Below are 15,524 nucleotides of genomic sequence, written 5' to 3'. Positions count from 1 at the left end.
TGGAACCGGCGCCCACCCCAGGCGACAACCGGGCCACCGCCCTACCCCCCACCCCGCAAACACCTCAACCACACCCCACAACACCCCACCACGGCCACACCACCACCCCACGTGAACAATCGAGGTTAACGTGATCAGCAGGGGAGGGGTCGGGGTCTCCGCCGGGGCGCCCCAGTAGCCGACCAGTTCCTTGTAGAGCGGGGATCTGGTGAGCAGGTCGTCGTGGCTGCCGGACTGCACGGCGTCGCCGTCGAGGACGAGGATGCGGTCGGCGCGCATCGCGGAGCTGATCCGGTGCGCGATCACGATCAGCGTGCCCGGCCGGCGGGCGAAGGCGCGTTCCACGCGCTCCTCGGCGGCCGGGTCGAGGTGGCAGGTCGCCTCGTCCAGCACCACGACGGCGGCGTGGCTCGCGTACGCGCGGACGAGTGCGACGAGCTGGCGCTCGCCGGTGCCGAGGTCGGCCGGTCGGGTCAGGGCGTCCCAGCCGCCGATGCGGCGCACCAGCCCGTCGGCGCCGAGCTCGTCGGCGATCTGGCCGAGCCGCCAGTCGGGGACGTCGGGAGCGAGGTAGGCGACGTTCTCGCGCAGCGTGCCGCGGAAGACGTACGCCTCCTGCGGGATCAGCGCGACGGTGTGCCGCAGCGCCGCGGGGTCCCAGGCCGTGAGGTCGACGCCACCGAGGTGGACGGTGCCCTCCTGCGGCGGCAGCAGCCCGGACAACAGGTCCGCGAGCGTGGACTTGCCGATGCCGCTCGGCCCGACGACGGCGAGGTGCTCCTCGCCGCGGATCGTCAGGTCGAGCCCGGCGATGAGCGGCTCGGCGTCGGGTCCGTACGCGAACGTCAGCCCGCGCGCCACGATGGTGTGGCTGGAGGGCGAGCGGTGGCCCCGGCCGACGGTGGTGGCACGGACGTCGGGCGCGAGGTCGGGACGCCGCACGGTCTCGGCGAGGCGTGCGAGCACGACCGCGAGCTGCAGCCCCCACGCGCCCGCGACCTGGACGAGCGCCTGCATGGCGGGCGCCAGGGTCACGGTGAGGTAGCCCGCGGCGGCGACGAGGCCGCCCGGCGTCACCCAGCCGTTGCGGACGAGGAACGGTCCGGACGCGATGAGTGCGACGAGGGGCAGCTGGACGCCGACGGCGACCACGATGATGCGCATGGACGACGTCCGCGCGAGCGCGCGGCTCGCCGACGCCTGCCGGTCGATGGACGCCCCGACGTCCGTACGGGCCCGTCGCGACGCCTGGCACGCGAGCACGTCGCGCAGGCCCTGCAGGACGTTCGTGGTGTCGCGCGCCACCGCCTCGTCGGCGAGGACGACGTCGCGGTGCCGGTCGACCAGGCGCGGCAGCATGACCACGAAGATGGCGAGCGAGACGACGAGCGGCGGCGCCACGACCAGGAGCAGCGCGGGCGCGAGCACGGTGACACCGATGATGGTCGCGACCAGGGCGAGGCCGAACTGCCGTGCCGTACGCAGCAGCGCCGAGACCAGGCGACGTGTCGTCTCGACCTGCCCGGTCAGTCGCGAGACGGCCGCGGGGTTGGCCTCGTGGCCGTCGGTGTGCAGGCTCGCGTCGACGACCTGCCTGACCAGTGCGTCGCGCAGCGGCTCGACCACGGCCGCGAGCCGCGGGTAGACCATCGCCGTCCCGACCGCGGCGACGGCCATCGTGGCGAGCAGCGCACCGAGCCAGGTGACGCCGGTGACGGGCCGGCCGACGAGGAACCCGTCGTCGAGCGCGAGGGCGAGGAACTTGCCCGTCAGCAGCGCGGGGACCGCCTCGACCAGGGACCAGAACACCAGCCAGGCGAGCGACGCCCGCTGACCGCGCAGTCCCTGCAGCAGGAGCCGCATCCCCGCGACGATCACGGCGCCGCCCCTGGCTCGTCGCCGGTGAACAGCGCGCGGTACGCGCGGTCGCGCCACAGCTCGGCGTGGGTGCCGACCGCGCGGACCCGCCCGTCGTCGAGCCACGCGACCTGGTCGGCGTGCGCGGCCGTCCGCGCGCGGTGGGTCACGACGACGCGGGTGCGCTCGGGTAGCGCCCGGACGAGGTTGGCCTGGAGCTCGACCTCGGTCGCGGTGTCGAGGCTCGACGTCGCGTCGTCGAGGACGAGGATGCGCGGCCGCGCTGCGACCGCGCGGGCCAGCCCCACCCGCTGGCGTTCGCCACCCGACATCGGGGTGTCGCGCAACGGGTTGTCGTACGCGAGCGGGAGCCGGCGCACGACGCGGTCGGCGAGCGCGGTGCGCGCGGCGGTCGTCACCGTGGTGTGGTCGAACCTGGCGGCCGCCCGGGGGAGCCCGTAGCCGATCGCCTCGCCGACGGTCTCGCCGACGAGCACCGGACGCTCGAACGCGTACGCCACGGCCTGCCTGAGGTCGGTGTCCGCGACGGCCGAGACCGGGCAGCCGTCGACGAGCACCTCGCCCGCTGTCGGCTCGACGAGGCGTCCGAGCAGGCCGACGAGGACCGACTTGCCCGAGCCGCTTCGACCGACGACGGCGGTCGTCGACCCGGCGGGGACGTGCAGGTCGCAGTCGTCGAGGACGACGCGGTCGTCGAGGCGCACAGTGACGTCGCGCAGCTCGATCTCCCCGCCGCCGTCGGGCAGGCGCACCTCCGGCGCGACGGTATGTGGCCGGTGCATGAGCGGTCGCACGCGGGTCGCGCCCGCCCGCACCTGGACGAGCTCGACGAACAGGTCGATCTGCTCGACGGCCTGCAGGGCGATGGTCGAGTACCCGACCGCCGTGATCAGCTCGCCGGGCGTCAGCCGGCCCTGGCTCACGGCCCAGCCGGCAGCGGCGAGCACCGCCACCTGCAGGACGCGGATCAGCAGCCCGAACGTCCACGCGAGCCGCCGCTGGAGCGTCCAGGTGCGCAGCCCCGAGTCGCGCAGGGTCGGCAGCGGGCCGAGTACCCGGTCGACCTCGCGGTCGGCGGTGCCCGAGGCGCGGATCGTCCGGAGCCCGCCGAGCGCGTCGACGAGGCGGCTGGCGATGTCGCCCTGCGCCGTCTGGTACTCCTCGAACGCCGTCGTCGCCTGCCGGGTGAACGGGCGCAGCAGCAGGACGCCGACCAGCAGGCCGGCGACGAGCGTGATCGGCAGCGTCCAGTCGAGCAGGCCGAGCAGGACGAGCGCCGCGAGCGCGGTCGCGGCCGTGGTGACCGCCGAGAGGACGAGGGGGACGACCCGGCCGGCCAGCGCCGAGCCCGCGGTGAGGCGGGTGACGGCGTCGCCCGGCGGGTAGACGTTGCGGCCGGGGAGGCCGAGGCCGAGCAGGTTCGCGAGCACCCGGCGGCGGATCCACGCCGTCGTGCCGGCCACGCCCGCGGTGCCGGCGATCTGGGCCAGGACGTCGCCGGCCGTCACGGTGACGATCACCACGCCGAGCAGGGCGACGCCACCGGCGAGTCCCGCACCGCCCGCGAGCGCGGCGTCGAGCGCTCCGCCCATCGCGTACGGGAGGAGCAGCTGGCCACCGGCCGAGACCAGGCCGGCGAGGACGGTGACCGCCAGCCAGCCGGGTTGGGCACGCAACGTGACGAGCAGCAACCTGTCCGTGCCATTCGTCGACGTGACGGGGGTCGTGGCCATCAGCTTGGGCTTCTCCAGGCGCACACTTTGAGGTAACGGACGGGTGCGAGAGCGGTCGTGACCGCCCTCGCACCACGTCCCTCCGTCGGCCGCGCCTTCTGGCGCGGCCGACCCCTTTACTGCGGTAGCGCTTGTGCTGGTACTGCTCGTCAGAGGTCGACGCCGATACCGATACCGACTCCGACGTGGACGCCGCCCGTGCTCAGGCAGCTGACGACACAGGTCGCCAGCCCGCAACCGTGGCATCCGCCGAGCTCGACGGACTCCACCTCGGGCAGGCGCTCGAGCGCCGCTACATCCAACGTGAGCTCCTTCATTGGTTCACCTCCTTCCGAGTGCTAGGTGCGTACCACCACGCGGACCGTGGTGGCGGTCGACGGCCGGGGCGCTCGGCACTCCCTCGGTGAGGAAGCCGCGCAGCCGCTCGGCGGCGGCTCCGGCACGGGGACCCGCGAGCGGGTCGTGGCCGGAGTCGGTGAGCTCGAGGTACGTGACGTCGGCGCCGCGCTCGCGCAGCCGCGCGTGCAGCTCGCGGGAGTGGTGCACCGGGATCACGTCGTCGTCCGTGCCGTGCATCAGGAGCAGCGGCGTGGCGATGCGGTCGGCGAGCAGCAGGACGTCGCGCGGACCGAGGTCGTCGGTGTAGACCGTCCGCCCGCCGAGCCGGTCGAGCAGCGCGCGCACGCGGGGTCCCGCGTCGGCGAAGAGCCGTTCGCCGGACAGGAACGGCGCGACGACCGCGGCGCGCTCCCACAGCTCCGGCCGGGTCGCGAGCGCGAGCAGCGCGAGGAACGCGCCGTAGCTCGCGCCGAAGAGGCGCACGGGCCTGCCGCGCCTGCCGGTCAGCGCCGTGGCGACGGTGAGGACGTCGCGGAGGTCGGGTCCGCCCCACGCGTCGCGGACGGCCTCGCCGGCACCGGGGTAGCCGCGGCTGCCGCGGGGGTTCACCGCGACGACCGCGGCGCCGTCGGCCGCGAGCGAGGCGAGGAACGGGTCGCCGTCGATCCGCCAGCAGGCCTCGGGACCGCCGTGCAAGGCGACGACGACGGCCGGAGCGTGCCGCCAGTCGCCGTGGACGATCGCCTCGACGGCGCCGTCGGGCCCGGTGAAGCTCTCCACGCGCGGTGCGAGGCGGTCGGTCGCGGCGGACGCGCCAGGCATGCGGAACGTCCGGGAGTCGCCGACGCGCACCTCGGCGATGCCGGCGGGGTGCCCGGGCGGCGCGAACGGGAAGCGCACCGAGTCGGCGCGCCACGACGCGGTGCCGCCGACGGTGCCGGCGGGCAGTGACAGGTCGGCGAGTGCGTCGTCGTGCGGCGTGTACACGGCGATCCCGGAGCGTGCGCCATCCTCGACGCGGACGGCGACCCGCGTGCCCGAGACGTCGACCGCGAGCGGGAGTGCGGCACGACGGCCGTCGAGCGCGGCCGACCAGCGGAGCTCGCCCTCCTCGGTCGCCCAGCCGATCGCCTGCTCGTCGTCGGCGGCGAGCAGCAGACGACCGCCTGGCGAGGCGAGCAGCAGCCGTACGCCGGAGAGATCCGGCCAGAGCGGCGCGACCGATGCGGAGGACAGGTCGGCGACGAGGGTGGTGAGGTGTCCCAGGCGCGCCTGCGTGAACGCCAGTCGCGTCGCGCCATGGTCGAGCCAGCTCCCGCCCGCGAGCAGGCCGGGGACGGTGAGTGCGTGGGTGAGCGCGGGTGCGTCGTCGCGCACGAGCCAGACGCTCGACGACAGCTCGGCCTCGCCGTCGGTGCTCACGGCGACCGCGAGGGCGCCGGCGTGGGGGTGGTCGAGCAGCCGCAGGCCGAGTGCGCGGTGCGCGGCGATCCGTCGCGCGGAGCCGTCCGGCCGGACGAGGGTGATCTCGTGACGGCGCTCGTCGTTCGGCGCCGGCTGGCAGCACAGGACGGCGCCGCCGTCGAGTGGCAGCACCTGGCTCGCGGGTCCGCGGACGGCGAGCTCGGTGCTGGTGAACGCCGGCTCGACGGGATCGAGCGACCACGACTCGACCCGCCACTCGCCCGGCTCGCGTGCGACCAGGCAGGCGGCGCGCGTGCCCGCGGGCGAGAAGCGGAAGCTCGTCCTGGTCAGCACGGGCGGGCCTCCCCGTCGACCATGAACGGCCGCGGACCGCCGTGCAGCAGGCGGGTCAGGAACGCGACCACGCCGGCGACGCCGACCTGGTGGTCGGCGACGACGTCCCTGCCGCCCTCGTCCGGCACGAGCACGCGGCCGTCGCGGACGCAGTGCCGTGCGGCGAGACAGGTGGCGAGGTCGGCGGCCAGGGCGTGGTAGGTCGGGTCGACGAGGACGTCGGCCGCGTCGAGCAGGAACTGGCCGTCACCCGCGAGCCCGTGACAGGCGGCGGGGGACGACTGCCAGCGCGAGCGGTGCACGGCGGTGGCCGCGGCGATCGCGTGGTCGGCGAAGCGTCGCTCGCCGGTGCTCGCGTACAGGCGCAGCAGGAAGGTGCCGATGCCCGAGGAGCCGCTGCACCAGTGCGGCAACCGGGTGGGTTCCCGCTGTCCGACCGGCCACCAGGCGGCGCCGTCGCCGTCGACCTGCGCCGCGCGGCACAGGGCGTCGCCGGTGCGGACGGCGAGCCGGACGTCGGCGTCGCGGCCGTTGGCCAGCAGGGCGTAGCCGATGCCGGCGGCGCCGTGCGCGAACCCGTGGTGGACCTTGCCGGCCAGCACCGAGTCGGAGTCCGCGGGGATGCGCCAGTACGGGCCGAGCTCGTCCTCGTCGGCCGCGGCCGCCAGCGCGTCGGCGTAGGCGTCGGCCCGCCGGGCGAGACGCTCGTCGCCGGTGCGGCGCGCGAGGTGGACGTGGGCGAGGCACGCGCCGGCGAGACCGTGCGCGACGTCGGGGTTGGGCCAGGCCGCGGGCAGCCGCAGGAGGCGGTGCACGGCGGCGTCGACGAGCGCGTCGTCGCCGAGTGCGCTGCCCGCGTCGGCGAGCGCCCACGCGACGCCGGCGCGACCGAAGTACAGGCCGGGCAGCGGATGGCGCGGAGGCCGTGGCGGCACCTGGCGGGTGAGCCACGACGCGGCGGTGGCGACGGCGCGGGTCGTCGCCGCGTCGGTCGCGTGCGGCATCGCGGCGGCGAGCGTGACGAGCACGCCGGCCGCGCCGTGCTGGACGTTGCCGGCGTCGGTCTGGCCGCCGAACGACCCGGTCGGCCACAGGCGCGTGCGTTCCGGGGTCATCGTGTCGAGGAGGTACGCGAGGCCGTCGGACAGCAGCCGGGCGGGGTCGGGCGGGGTGACGCCGGCAGCCGTGACCGGGACGGCGGGCGCCACCTGATCGGGCTGGGCGGCGAGGAACGACTCGACGTCGGCGAGTGACCAGCGGCACGCCGGGTCGGCGGCGAGGAGGCCGCGGATCGCCGGCCGGGCGGCTGCCGCGGAGTCGCCGTGCGCGGCGACGAGGTCGAGCCAGCCGGCCAGCCGGTCGCCGAGCGGACGCCGGCCGGCGCCGTCGTCGGCGGGCAGCAGCGGGTCGCAGCCGGTGGCGATCAGGAACAGCAGGCAGCCGAGGCTGTAGAGGTCCTCGGCCACCGTCGCCGTGACGCGGTCGTCGCCGGTGTGGTGCTCCGGCGCCTGGTAGGCGGGCGTGCCCGAGCGGCGCGCGACGCCGCCGACCGGGGTGGCGAGCTCGAGGTCGACGAGGTGGACGGTGCCGTCGTCGTCGACGAGAACGTTGGTCGGACTGAGGTCGCGCAGCACGAGGCCCGCACCGTGGACTGCCGCGACCGCGGCGGTCAGGGCGCGGGCGACCGGCCAGGCGGACACCTGTGGGACGCCGGGACGCGCGGCGGCGAGCTCGTGCACCCAGGACCGCAGCGGACGTCCGGCCAGGCGTTCCTGGGCGAGGAAGACGTCGCCGTCCTGCTCGAAGAGACCGAGCGAGCGCGGCACCGGAGCGACGCCGGCGAGCGCCTCGAGGGCGCGCGCCTCGTTGCGCAACAGGTCGCGCGCGTCGTGTCCCGCGCTGTCGACCTCGGCGTGGGTCCTGGCGTGCTTGACCACGACGTCGGCGCCGGTGCGCTCGTCGCGGGCCAGGTAGACGCCGCCCTTCGCGGAGTGTCGCAGGGCGCCGCGAACGACGTACCGGTCGCCGAGGAGCACGGCCGCGCCGGCGTCCGACTGTGCCGGTGACGCGGTTGCCTGCAACGGCTGTGCTAGCAAAGGCTGTGTTAGCAACGGCTGTGCTAGCAAAGGATCTGGCGCCCAGGACGGCGCGGAGAACCAGGCCTCGCGCCGGTCGATCGTGGTGCTGCCGTCCGGCGCGGTCAGCAGGTGGCGGTAGACGCCGTCGTCGTCGAGCTGCCCGTCGCCGCGGAAGCCGCCGTACCGGTAGTGGATCGAGCTGCCGGGTGCGTAGGGGCGGTCGGAGAGGATCCGGGGTCCCGGCAGCGCGCCGACGGCGTCGTGGAGGTCGGTCGCGACCGCGACGAAGGCGGCGTCGTCGGCGGGATAGACGGTGAGCACCTTGCCCGCGAGCGCGCGGTCGCAGTCGCGACCGGTCAGCCAGCGGACCGCGTCGAGGTCACGCGCGACCTTGAACGCCACCGCATGCCGGCGCAGCACCGGCACCGCACCGTCGAGCACCTCGTGGACCGACGCGGGCGTCGCCGAGACGTGGATCTTCCACCCCTGGGGCGCGAGCGCGCGGTGCCGCGGGATCGCGGTGCACCAGACCTCGTGGGACTCCAGGTGCCAGGCGTCGCCGTCCGTGGCGAGCAGCTCCCTGGTGTACGAGGCGAGCTCCGGACGGACGGCCGCGGCGATGTCGCGGACGGATCCCAACCCGGTCCTCCCTTCCCGACGTACGGCCCGTGCCGGGCGTGGCGACCCGACCGCGGCATGGCGCAGCGATCGGGGGAGCGGTGGTGCTACAGAGTTCGCGTGCGCCGTAGAGGCGACTGCGACGAGGGCACGTGCGACGCCCCGGCTGATCCCTGGTGTGGAACCAGTGTTCGCGGTGCGTGCACAGGACGTGACTCTACGCGTTCACACTCGCGCGCGCATCCTCAACGCCACAAACATATGGATCCGTGATCAAACTACTTTACGTAGTCGAATTGACTACAGAACGTTGCTACGACAGGGAATCCGGGCCGTCAGCGCTGGGCCTTGGGCATCTTCGGCATCTTCTGCCTGGCGCCCTTGGGCAGCGGGCCCTTGGGCATCGGCAGCGGGCTGTTGCCGAGTGCGCGCATCCGCCGCTTGACCTCCGACACCTCTTTCTTGTCGAGGTTGCGGGGGAGCTTCAGGATGCGCGACTGGAGCTTCTTGAGCGGCACCTCGTCGTCGCCGGTGCCGCACCTGAGGTCGTAGATCGGGGTGTCGAACGCGACCCTGGCGATCTTCTTCTTCTCGGCCGCGAGCAGGCGGGCGAGCCGCGGGGACGAGCCCTCGGCGACGAGGACGACGCCGGGGCGTCCGACGGCGCGGTGGATGACGTCCTGGTCCTTGTTGATCGCGACGGCGGCCGTCACCTGCCAGTCGCCGCGCAGCCCCTCGAGCACGGCGGCGGCCGCGCCCGTCTGGCCCTCGATGTTGCTGTACGCGGCCTTCTGGACGAGCTGGCCGAAGATGAACATCGCGACCGTCAGGCCGGAGAGCACGCCGAGGAAGATCGCGTAGAGCAGGTAGTCGAGGGCGTACCCGATCGCCAGCGCGACGACGACGGGGCCGACGAGCCCGAGGGCGATCCACAGGTAGCCGCGCCTGTTCTTCTCCCAGAGGAACTGCGCGGACCGCTTGATCTGCTGGAGCCGCTTCGGCTGGTCGGGGTTCTTGGCCATGCGTCGAGGATACGGGGCGCTATCGCGCCGGGGCGATCGCCCGCGCCTCGAGTGCCTGGCGGTACAGGCGACCGGCGCGGTACGACGAGCGGACCAGCGGTCCGCTCATCACGCCGGCGAAGCCCATCTCGTACGCCTCGACGCCCATCTCCTCGAACTCCGCCGGCTCGACCCAGCGCTCGACCGGGTGGTGGCGCTCGGACGGCCGGAGGTACTGGGTGATGGTGAGCAGCTCGCAGCCGGCGTCGTGCAGCAGGCGCATCGTCTCGGTGACCTCGACGCGCTCCTCGCCCATGCCGAGGATGAGGTTGGACTTCGTGACGAGCCCGGCGTCGCGTGCCTGCGTGATCACGTCGAGCGAGCGCTCGAAGCGGAAGCCGGGCCGGATCCTGCGGAAGATCCGCGGGACGGTCTCGACGTTGTGCGCGAGCACCTCGGGCGTCGATCCGAAGACCTCGGCGAGCGGCTCGGCCTCGGCGTTGAAGTCGGGGATGAGCAGCTCGACGCCGCAGCCGGGGATCTGCTCGTGGATCTGGCGGACGGTCTCGGCGTAGAGCCACGCGCCGAGGTCGGGCTGGTCGTCGCGGCAGACGCCGGTGATGGTGGCGTAGCGCAGGCCCATCGTCGTCACGGACTCGGCGACCCGGCGCGGTTCGTCGCGGTCGAGCGGCGCCGGCTTGCCGGTGTCGATCTGGCAGAAGTCGCACCGCCTGGTGCACTCGTTGCCGCCGACGAGGAACGTGGCCTCGCGGTCCTCCCAGCACTCGAAGATGTTGGGACAGCCCGCCTCCTCGCACACGGTGTGGAGGCCCTCGTCCTTGACGAGGCGCTTGAGCTCCTTGTACTCGGGCCCGGTGTTGACCCGCACCTTGATCCACGGCGGCTTGCGTTCGATGGGAGTACGCGCGTTGCGCACCTCGAGGCGGAGCAGCTTGCGTCCGTTCGGGGCGCGGCCGTTGGAGGCGGTGGTCATGAGCCGCTCTCCGGCGTGAGCATCGCAGCGAGGACGCCTGCCGCCAGCCGCGTGTGTGCCGGACGTGAGCGAGGCGCGGAGCAGAGGGGAGCGGCGGGATGCACGGTCATACCGTCAGCCTAACCACGTCGGCGACTTCGCCCTGCGGTGCGCGGGCGTGTGCCCGGTAGCCGAGGACCTCGGCCAGGTGCCGCTCGACGACGGGCAGCATCTCGTCGACGCCCACCCGCCGGCCGGCCTCCGCCGACAGCGTCGTGACGCCGACGTCGGTGAGGCCGCACGGCACGATCCGGTCGTACGCGGTGAGGTCGCAGTCGCAGTTGAGCGCGAACCCGTGCATGGTGACGCCACGCGAGACGCGGATGCCGATCGCGCCGACCTTGCGCTCCGGGCGCGTGGAGTCGGCGGGCAGCCAGACGCCGCTGCGCCCCTCGACCCGGGTGGTGTCGACGCCGACGTCGGCGCAGGCGCGGATCAGCATCTCCTCGACGTCGCGGACATACGCCACGACGTCGATCGGGTCGCGCAGCCGCACGATCGGGTAGCCGACCAGCTGGCCGGGGCCGTGCCAGGTGATCTTGCCGCCGCGGTCGACGTCGACCACCGGCGTGCCGTCGGTCGGACGCTCGAACGGTTCGGTGCGCTTGCCCGCCGTGTAGACGGCCGGGTGCTCGAGGAGCAGGCAGGTGTCGTCGCGCGTGCCGTCGGCCACGGCCTCGTGGGTCTGCCGCTGGACGTCCCACGCGCGTTCGTACGGCACCGCGCCGTCGCCGAACCCGAGGTGGACGTAGGTCAACGTGGAGGTCACGGGAGCCAGCCTAGCCCGCGCCCGAACGACCCGAACGGACGCGAAGGTCAGCGCTCGGGTGGGCCTAGGTCGGGGGCGTCGCGCAGGGCGACGACGGGGGCCTTGCGGCCACTCGGCTCGCCGAGCTCGAGCACGGCGACCTCGTTCTTGCCCGGACGCAGCAGCGGCCACGGGAGGTACAGCGTCTGCTGTGGGCCGCTGGCGCCGTCGTACCGGCCGAGGCAGAACCCGTTGACCCAGACGACGCCGTAGTCCCAGCCCGGCATCGCGAGGTAGCCGTCGGCCGCGGTGTCGACGACGAGGGCGGCACGCCAGAACGCCGGGTCGCGCGTGCCGCCAGGAGACGGCGGCGCGGTGAAGTCGAGCATCGGCAGGGCGTCGAGCGGCACCGGCGTCGACTCCCAGCCGTGCAGGTACGACGTGCCGTGCACGACGCCGCCGACGATGCCCTTACGGTCACCGATGCCGATGCCGAAGTTCGTGCGCCCGTACGCGCTCACGATGACCTCGAGGCGCGCGCCGTCGTCCGGCACGGCGAGATCGAGCGACTCGGTGCCCGACATCACGCCGCGGAACTCGTCGTCGACCCAGACGTGCGCGATGTCGCCGAGCCCCTCGAACCGCAGCGGTGCGAGCGGCCGCGGACCGGTCACGGTGCACCGGTAGCGCATCAGCCCGCCGGAGATACCGAGCTCCTCGAACGTGAGGGGGACGGGCGCGCTGCGCGCGGCCCTGGCGATGCGGTCGATGCCGGCCCGCAGGTCGAGGTGACCGTCGACGGGGAGGTCGGTGGCGGGGATGACGGCGTGGCCGCGCACGACCGGCTCCGGCGGCAGCTCGACGTGCTTACCGATCACCTTGCGGTACGCCCAGTACTTGTCGGTCGGGCGGCCGGCCTCGTCGAGCGGGGCGTCGTAGTCGTACGACGTGACGGTGGGCTCGAGCTCGCCCGACTCCGTGCGGTTGGACCCGGCCCAGAACCCGAAGCTCGTGCCGCCGTGGGCCATGTAGATGTTGACCGACGCGCCGTGGTCGAGGATCTCGCCGAGGTTCTGCGCCGTGTCGTCCGCCGTCCGCACGTGGTGCCGCTCACCCCAGTGGTCGAACCAGCCGTTCCAGTACTCCATGCACATCAGGGGAGCATCGGGCTGGTGCCGGCGCAGGGTGGTGAACGCGTCCTTGGCGCCGCTGCCGAAGTTCACGGTCGCCAGCACCCCGGGCAGCGAGCCGCCCGCGAGACCGGCGTCGGTCGGACCGTCACTGGTGAACAGCGGCACCTCGATGCCGCGGCCGCGCAGGCCGCCGGCGAGGTGCTCGAGGTACGGGCGGTCGGTGCCGTAGTGGCCGTACTCGTTCTCGACCTGCACCATGATCACGTTGCCACCGCGGTGGATCTGGCGCGCGGCGAGCCGGGGGACCAGCTGGTCGAACCACCTGTCGACGGCGGCGAGGTAGTTGGTGTCGTAGCAGCGGACGCGTGCCGAGCGGTCGCGGAGCAGCCACGCGGGCAGGCCGCCGTTGTCCCACTCGGCGCAGATGTAGGGGCCGGGACGGACGATGGCGTACATGCCGAGGTCCGCGACGGCGTCGAGGAACCCCTCCAGGTCGGCCAGTCCGTTCCAGACGTACCTGCCGGGCAGCGGTTCGTGGACGTTCCAGGCGACGTAGGTCTCGATCGTGTTCAGGCCCATGCCGCGCAACAGCTCGAGTCGCCGGCCGTGCTGCTCGGGAAGGGTGCGGAAGTAGTGCATGGCGCCGCTGATGACGCGGAAGGGCCTGCCGTCGAGGAGAAAGGCGTCGGGTCCGACCTGAAAACTCGTCACGACGACCGACCCTAAACCCTGCCGCCCGTGGCGGGACGGGCACTCTCCGTCTGATCTTCCGAGCGTTTGATTTGCGCTCGCCGACGGTCACTCACCGGTGTTGAGATGCGATGGAATCGTGCCATACGTCTGCATATCCCGGTCAGATCTCGTCGAGGAGATCGGCGATGGACTCGACGACCCGGTGGGGACGGAACGGGTGCCGCTCGACGTCGCTCCTGGTGGTCACGCCGGTCAGGACGAGGATCGTCTCGAGCCCCGCCTCCATGCCGGCGATGATGTCGGTGTCCATCCGGTCGCCGATCATGGCGGTCGACTCGCTGTGACCCTCGACCGCGTTGAGCGCACTGCGCATCATCAGCGGGTTGGGCTTGCCGACGAAGTACGGCTGCACGCCCGTCGCCTTGGTGATCAGCGCCGCGACGGCGCCGGTGGCGGGCAGCGCGCCCTCGTTGCTCGGCCCGGTCGCGTCGGGGTTGGTGGCGATGAACCGCGAGCCGCGGTCGATCAGCCTGATCGCCCGGGTGATCCCCTCGAAGCTGTACGTCCTGGTCTCGCCGAGCACGACGTAGTCGGGCTCGTTGTCGGTGAGGACGTAGCCGATCTCGTGCAGTGCGGTCGTCAGGCCGGCCTCCCCGACGACGTGGGCGGTGCCGCCGGGGCGTTGCGTGTCGAGGAACGACGCGGTCGCGAGCGCGGACGTCCAGATGCGGTCGACGGGCACGTCGATGCCGGCGACGAGCAGGCGGGCACGGAGGTCTCGCGGCGTGTAGATCGAGTTGTTGGTGAGCACCAGGTAACGCCTGCCGGACGCCTGGAGCCGCCCGATGAACTCCTGGGCACCGGCGACGGGGACGCCCTCGTGCACGAGAACGCCGTCCATGTCGGTCAGCCAGCACTCGATGGGCTTGCGATCCGGCGGTGTCATGTCTTCATCCTGCCGGGTCCGCACCGCTACCGTGAGCCGGTATGCGGGAGATTCGCGTCGCGATCGTGGGGTACGGCCTCGCCGGGAGCGTCTTCCACGCGCCGCTCGTGCAGGCGCAGGAGGGCATGCGCATCACGTCGGTGGTGACGGGTAACAGGGAACGGCAGCGGCAGGCGCGGGTGGCGTTGCCCGGGGTGATCGTCTTCGACAGGGTCGACGAGCTCTGGCGTCGCGCGTCCGACGTCGACCTCGTCGTGGTCGCGACACCCACGGAGTCGCACGTGCCGCTCGCGCTCGAGGCCGTCCGCCGTGACGTGCCCGTCGTCGTCGACAAGCCGTTCGCGACCGACCCGCGCGAGGCCGAGGAGCTGCTCTCCGCCGCGTCGGACCGCGGTGTCGCGGTGACCGTCTTCCACAACCGCCGCTGGGACTCCGACCACCTCACACTGCGGCGGCTGCTCGACGCCGGATCGCTGGGCGAGGTCGTGCGTTACGAGTCGCGGTTCGAGCGCTGGCAGCCCGCCGTGCGCTCCGACCGGTGGCGCGACACCGTGCCGCCGGAGCGGGGCGGTGGCTCGCTGCTCGACCTCGGCAGCCACGTCGTCGACCAGGCGTGCCAGCTGTTCGGTGCCGCGGAGGTGGTGCACGCGGACGTCCGCGCCGTGCGCGGCGGCGTCTCCGACGATGCCGTGTTCCTGGTGCTGCGGCACGAGAACGGCGTGCACGCCCACCTCTCCGTCGGTGCGGTGTTCGGCGCGCCCGGCCCGCGGCTGCGGGTCCTCGGCACCGATGCCGCGTTCGTCGCCGACCGGATCGACCGGCAGGAGGACCAGCTGCGCGCCGGCATCCGTCCGATGCATGCGGCGTACGGCGCGGAGATCGACGACCGCTGGGGTTGGCTCGAATGCGGTGACCAGTGGGAGTGGGTGACGCCGGAACGCGGCGCCTGGCAGGAGTTCTACGCCGGCGTCGCCCGGGCGCTGCGGGACCGCGAGCCGATGCCGGTCGATCCACACGACGCGCTCGAGACGCAACGGCTGCTGGCCGACGCGCGTACCCTCGCGCAACAGGACGCCGTCGTCGCCCGATGACGTTCCTCACCCTCGTCGTCACGGCCGCCCACGTCTTCGCCGCCGCGGTGTGGTTCGGCGCGATGGCGTACAGCCTCGCGGTCGTGCAGCCGCGGGTCGAGCGGGTCCTCGGCGGACGGGCGGAGGAGCTGCTCGTCATCCTCGGCTCCGGCGCGCGCTGGAAGGTCGTCGGGCTGATCGGCGTGCTCGCCGCGTCCGGTGTCGGGCTCGTGCTCCTGGCGCCGGGTGACGGTGCGCTGTGGTGGGCGTCGGTCGTCGCGTCCGCCGTCGCGCTCGTGGCGGCCACCGCCGTGTTCTGCGTGGTGTCGTGGCGGATGTGGCCCGCGCGCGTCTTCGCCCTGCCCGGCGAGCTGCCCGCGCACCGCCGCCGGTTCCGTCTCGTCGCCTGGACCATGCTGACGCTGACCGGCGCCGCGACCGCGTTCGGCGTCCTCGCCCACGTGTCACGCTGACGTCCCCCGCCGGGAGCCTGTGG

11 protein-coding genes are annotated in these 15,524 nt (G+C 73.5%); 2 read left to right on the top strand and 9 right to left on the bottom strand.

Features of this window, described 5'->3' with window-relative positions; all coding sequences use genetic code 11:
- The 9 genes from GEV10_12960 to GEV10_12920 all read right to left on the bottom strand — a co-directional run.
- The coding region (locus tag GEV10_12960) for an ATP-binding cassette domain-containing protein (GenBank protein MQA79366.1) at positions 1-1,863 on the bottom strand (1,863 nt) is incomplete at its 3' end.
- 11 nt (positions 1,864-1,874) lie between these two features.
- A complete protein-coding gene (locus GEV10_12955) occupies positions 1,875-3,857 on the bottom strand; it encodes an ATP-binding cassette domain-containing protein (protein MQA79365.1) in 1,983 nt (660 codons plus the stop codon).
- Positions 3,858-3,932: 75 nt separating this feature from the next.
- Positions 3,933-5,708 carry a prolyl oligopeptidase family serine peptidase gene (locus tag GEV10_12950; GenBank protein MQA79364.1) on the bottom strand — a complete coding sequence of 592 codons (1,776 nt, stop codon included), beginning with the start codon at positions 5,706-5,708 and terminating at the stop codon, positions 3,933-3,935.
- Positions 5,702-8,425 (bottom strand): protein kinase, encoded by a 2,724-nt coding sequence (locus GEV10_12945; GenBank protein MQA79363.1) that lies wholly within the window; start codon positions 8,423-8,425, stop codon positions 5,702-5,704. Before GEV10_12945 ends, GEV10_12950 begins: the two co-directional genes overlap by 7 nt.
- Before the next feature lie 314 nt (positions 8,426-8,739).
- Complete coding sequence (locus GEV10_12940) at positions 8,740-9,426, bottom strand: DUF4191 family protein (GenBank protein ID MQA79362.1); 687 nt, start codon at positions 9,424-9,426, stop codon at positions 8,740-8,742.
- A gap of 19 nt (positions 9,427-9,445) precedes the next feature.
- A complete protein-coding gene (gene lipA / locus GEV10_12935) occupies positions 9,446-10,399 on the bottom strand; it encodes a lipoyl synthase (GenBank protein ID MQA79361.1) in 954 nt (317 codons plus the stop codon).
- 106 nt (positions 10,400-10,505) lie between these two features.
- On the bottom strand, positions 10,506-11,195 hold the full coding sequence (lipB, locus tag GEV10_12930) for a lipoyl(octanoyl) transferase LipB (protein ID MQA79360.1): 690 nt from the start codon (positions 11,193-11,195) through the stop codon (positions 10,506-10,508).
- A gap of 59 nt (positions 11,196-11,254) precedes the next feature.
- Positions 11,255-13,030 (bottom strand): beta-galactosidase, encoded by a 1,776-nt coding sequence (locus GEV10_12925; GenBank protein MQA79359.1) that lies wholly within the window; start codon positions 13,028-13,030, stop codon positions 11,255-11,257.
- 142 nt (positions 13,031-13,172) lie between these two features.
- Complete coding sequence (locus tag GEV10_12920) at positions 13,173-13,958, bottom strand: HAD-IIA family hydrolase (GenBank protein MQA79358.1); 786 nt, start codon at positions 13,956-13,958, stop codon at positions 13,173-13,175.
- A 41-nt stretch (positions 13,959-13,999) separates the two neighbouring features.
- Between GEV10_12920 and GEV10_12915 the strand changes: the two genes are divergently transcribed.
- Complete coding sequence (locus tag GEV10_12915; protein ID MQA79357.1) at positions 14,000-15,049, top strand: oxidoreductase; 1,050 nt, start codon at positions 14,000-14,002, stop codon at positions 15,047-15,049.
- Complete coding sequence (locus GEV10_12910; GenBank protein ID MQA79356.1) at positions 15,046-15,501, top strand: hypothetical protein; 456 nt, start codon at positions 15,046-15,048, stop codon at positions 15,499-15,501. The genes GEV10_12915 and GEV10_12910 overlap by 4 nt, the downstream gene beginning before the upstream one ends.
- The last annotated feature ends 23 nt before the right edge of the window (positions 15,502-15,524 follow it).

It is taken from the genome of Streptosporangiales bacterium (assembly GCA_009379955.1).
Classification (GTDB): domain Bacteria; phylum Actinomycetota; class Actinomycetes; order Streptosporangiales; family WHST01; genus WHST01.
The sequence above is the reverse complement of the archived record's forward strand: the minus strand, read 5'-3'. Positions and strand labels throughout refer to the sequence as shown.